This window comes from Wolbachia endosymbiont of Tuta absoluta (assembly GCF_059414725.1).
In genome coordinates, this window is record NZ_JBNRJY010000319.1 from 1 (window position 1) to 344 (window position 344).

At 43.9% G+C, this 344-nt stretch carries 1 pseudogene; it reads right to left on the minus strand.

Going from position 1 to position 344, the window contains the following annotated elements:
• Window positions 1-212: 212 nt before the first annotated feature.
• A pseudogene (locus tag ACJ5GX_RS03475) lies at window positions 213-344 on the minus strand (DNA-directed RNA polymerase subunit beta); the annotation flags it as partial.

Consider the following 344-nt stretch of genomic DNA (forward strand, 5'->3'; position numbering starts at 1 on the left):
GCCAATAAGTTTTCATAATTATCTGTATCAAAAATTCTTCTACTGACTTATCCGCAAGTGTGTTGCTAAGCTTAGCAATAATGAAGTGTATTGCACACTCAGGAGCGAGGCCGTTCTACGCGATAACTCTTATGTGGATCGATCGTTCCTGACTCGGGGAATTCGGTGCCGATACTATTGCCTCAGGTCCCGGAGGGACACCGCCTTATAAAAATATCATCAGACTTCACAGTTAACATTTCCTGCAAAGTGTAAGCAGCACCATAGGCTTGCAATGCCCAACATTCCATTTCACCAAAACGCTGACCACCAAAATGAGACTTTCCTCCAAGAGGTTGTTGAGT